The organism is Pirellulales bacterium, assembly GCA_035939775.1.
Taxonomy (GTDB): Bacteria; Planctomycetota; Planctomycetia; order Pirellulales; family DATAWG01; genus DASZFO01.
In genome coordinates, this window is the sequence record DASZFO010000276.1 from 1 (window position 1) to 3117 (window position 3117).

At 62.7% G+C, this 3117-nt stretch carries 3 protein-coding genes; all 3 read left to right on the top strand.

What is annotated here, in order from left to right; all coding sequences use genetic code 11:
- Positions 1-234: 234 nt before the first annotated feature.
- Entirely contained in the window at positions 235-1878 is a 1644-nt protein-coding gene (locus tag VGY55_17210) for an L-lactate permease (protein ID HEV2971720.1), read from the top strand.
- 104 nt (positions 1879-1982) lie between these two features.
- On the top strand, positions 1983-2555 hold the full coding sequence (locus VGY55_17215; protein ID HEV2971721.1) for a PadR family transcriptional regulator: 573 nt from the start codon (positions 1983-1985) through the stop codon (positions 2553-2555).
- Positions 2556-2579: 24 nt separating this feature from the next.
- Positions 2580-3117, top strand: a 538-nt coding sequence (locus VGY55_17220; GenBank protein HEV2971722.1) for a serine hydrolase domain-containing protein, incomplete at its 3' end; no start/stop codon positions are given.

The following is a 3117-nucleotide window of genomic DNA, read 5'->3' on the forward strand; positions in this document are numbered from 1 at the left end:
CGATAAGGGTATCCACCTGAAAATAATTGTCAATCATTGCGGCAGACGGGGGGATACAGGCGTACTGCGAAAACTTTTCGGGGCCGCGAGCAATTCCGCTCGCCCGAAAGCGCCGGCGCAGGCAAACGAAACCGTTCTGCCGGATCGCGATGCGAGGCTGGAGCGTCGAAGGTCAGTTCCGCCAAGCGTTTTGGACTGGCGGACAAGACGGCAAAACGGTCTACTCTGCGCCCGATGACCTGGGTCCACAATTACGATCCGCTGGGCAACATCTTTCTCTCAGCGCTCGTGGCCGCCGTGCCGGTCATCGTGCTCCTGGGGTTGCTGGGCTTCTTTCACGCGCGGGCCTACGTCGCCGCATTGTGCGGCCTGGCTTCGGCGATGGCGCTGGCCATCGGTGTCTTCGGGATGCCGGCGAAGTTGGCCGTCGCCGCGGCCGGATATGGAGTCGCCTTCGGCCTCTTGCCGATCGGCTGGATCGTGCTCAATGCGATTTTCGTCTTCGATATCACCGTGCACACAGCCCAATTCGAGATCGTCAAGCAGCAGATCGCTGCGCTCTCGACCGATCGGCGGATCCAGGCGCTCCTGATCGCCTTTTGCTTCGGAGCCTTCATCGAGGGAGCGGCCGGCTTCGGCACGCCTGTTGCCATCTCGGCCGCGCTCTTGGTCGCTCTCGGTTTCAAGCCGCTGCACGCGGCCGGGCTGTCGCTCTTGGGGAACACCGCTCCGGTGGCGTACGGCGGGCTGGGGGCTCCGCTGATTGCGCTCGCACGCGTTACCGAGCTCGACCTCCACACGCTGAGCGCGATGGTTGGGCGACAGCTCCCGTTCTTTTCATTGATCGTTCCCTTCTGGCTCGTGATTGTGCTAGCCGGTTGGCGGAGGACACTCGAGGTCTGGCCGGCTTGCCTCGTCGCCGGCGCGAGTTTCGCCGCCGGCCAGTTTTTGATGAGCAACTACCACGGCCCCTGGCTCGTCGACATCGTGGCGGCCATCGTTTCGGTGTTGGCCATGGTCACGCTGCTGCGGTTCTGGCAGCCGCGAACGTCCTGGCAATTCGCGGACGAGGAGCCGATCGTCGTTTCGCATCCCTCGCGTCGCGAGTCGCTCGTGGCCTGGATGCCTTGGGTGCTCTTGTGCGTCTTTGTCTTTCTCTGGGGTCTGCCGGCGGTAAAGACGGAGCTTGATCGGATCGGGACGCGGCGGATTCCGGTCCCCTATCTCGACGAACGCGTTGTCCGCGTGCCCCCCGTTGTGCCGGCGCCGAAGGCGGAGGAGGCGGTCTTCCAGCTCACGGCGTTGTCGGCGACGGGGACGGCCCTGCTCTTGGCGGGGATCGTCGGGGGACTGTGCCTTGGGGTCACTCCCGTCAACCTTGTGCGCATTTACGGGCGGACGCTACGACGCGTGAGCACGTCTCTCTTGACGATCGCGGCCATGCTGGCCCTCGGAATGACGTCGCGCTACGGCGGCATGGACACCACGATGGGACTGGCGCTCGCGCACACCGGCGTCTTGTTTCCGTTCTTCTCGCCCCTTTTGGGATGGCTCGGCGTGGCGCTCACGGGGAGTGATACGGCTTCCAATGTGCTGTTCGGCAACCTGCAGAGCGTGGCCGCCGGCCGCATCGGCGTCTCGCCTATCCTGACTGCGGCCGCCAACAGCTCAGGCGGCGTGATGGGAAAGATGATCGACGCTCAAAGCATCGTCGTGGCCAGCGTCGCCACCAGCACGACGCAGTCGGCAGTGCGACATGCTCCCGTGAGCCCGGCCGACGTCTTGCGTTACGTCTTCCTCCACAGTCTAGGCCTGGCGATCCTCGTCGGCTTACTTGTGTTGCTGCAGGCTTACGTCGTGCCCTGGATGATTCCGTAGAGCGTTTTGCCTGAGCCCGACGGTGCCTGATTCTCCATGGCGCTCGTTGCTTTTGACCGGCGCTTGTGAGCAATGATACGCGTCGTTATAGTACGTGTCGTACTATGCCGCGGACCTCATTATCCTTATTGGAATTCGCCCTTCTCGGCCTGGTCCATGATCGAGAGCCTTGCAGCGGCTACGACCTACGGAAAGTCTTCGCCGACACACCGATGGGCAGCTTCAGCGACAGTCCGGGTAGCATCTACCCCGCGCTGGCACGGCTCGAGCGAGCCAAGTTGATCCGCGGACACATCGAGACAACTTCTTCCGTGCGACGACGCAAACTCTTTCGTTTGACTTCCCATGGACGTCGCGCGCTCAAGCAGTGGCTCCGCAAGCCGATCACTCAAGCCGACATGATTCGCGGCATGCCGGAACTGGCCCTGCGATTTGCATTTTTGGAAAGCGTTCTGGGCCGCAGTTCATGCGTGCCGTTCCTGCAAGGTCTCGAAAAAGAACTCGCTTTTTACGTTCCGACGTTGCGTCAACACCTCGACATTCAGCGAGCGACAAACTCCGTCTCCGCGAGCCTGGCTCTGGAAGGCGGCGTCATGGGCTACGAGAGCCGGCTGGCCTGGGCGCGTCGCGCCCTCGTTCGCCTGAAACGAAAACCAACTCGCCACCGGGCTTCGTGATCTCAACCACCGGAGAGGTTCACCGTGACGAGCCCCATCTCGATGCGATTGACGAATTACACGATTCTGCTGGGCGCATTTTGGGCGCCCACCGGGGCTCTCGATCAACCCCGCGCCGCCGAACTGCCGCGGGTCGCGCCGGCCGAAGTGGGCCTGTCATCAACGAAACTGCAACGGATCAAGAAAATCGTGCAGGTCCAAGTCGACAAGAAGCAGATCGCCGGCGCGGTGATCCTCGTCGCGCGTCGCGGAAAGATCGCTTTTCTCGAACCGTTCGGAAAGCTCGACCTGAAATCGGGCAAGCCGATGCCGCCCGACGCGATCTTCCGCTTTTACTCGATGACCAAGCCCATCACTTCGGTGGCCGCTCTGGTGTTGGTCGAAGCGGGGAAGCTCAAACTCGACGAGCCGGTCGGCAATTACCTGCCGGAACTGAGGGACCTGCGAGTGCACGCCGGCAAGGACCAGACCATCGCGGCGAAGCGCGCCGTCACGATCCGCGACCTCATGCGTCATACCTCGGGCTTCACCTACGGCATGCCCAACGGCTCGCCCGTCGATC

Excerpts from the sequence above, each read along its gene's own strand:
- VGY55_17210 (HEV2971720.1), top strand. The coding sequence starts at position 235 with ATGACCTGGGTCCACAATTACGATCCGCTGGGCAACATCTTTCTCTCA.
- VGY55_17215 (HEV2971721.1), top strand. The coding sequence starts at position 1,983 with ATGCCGCGGACCTCATTATCCTTATTGGAATTCGCCCTTCTCGGCCTG.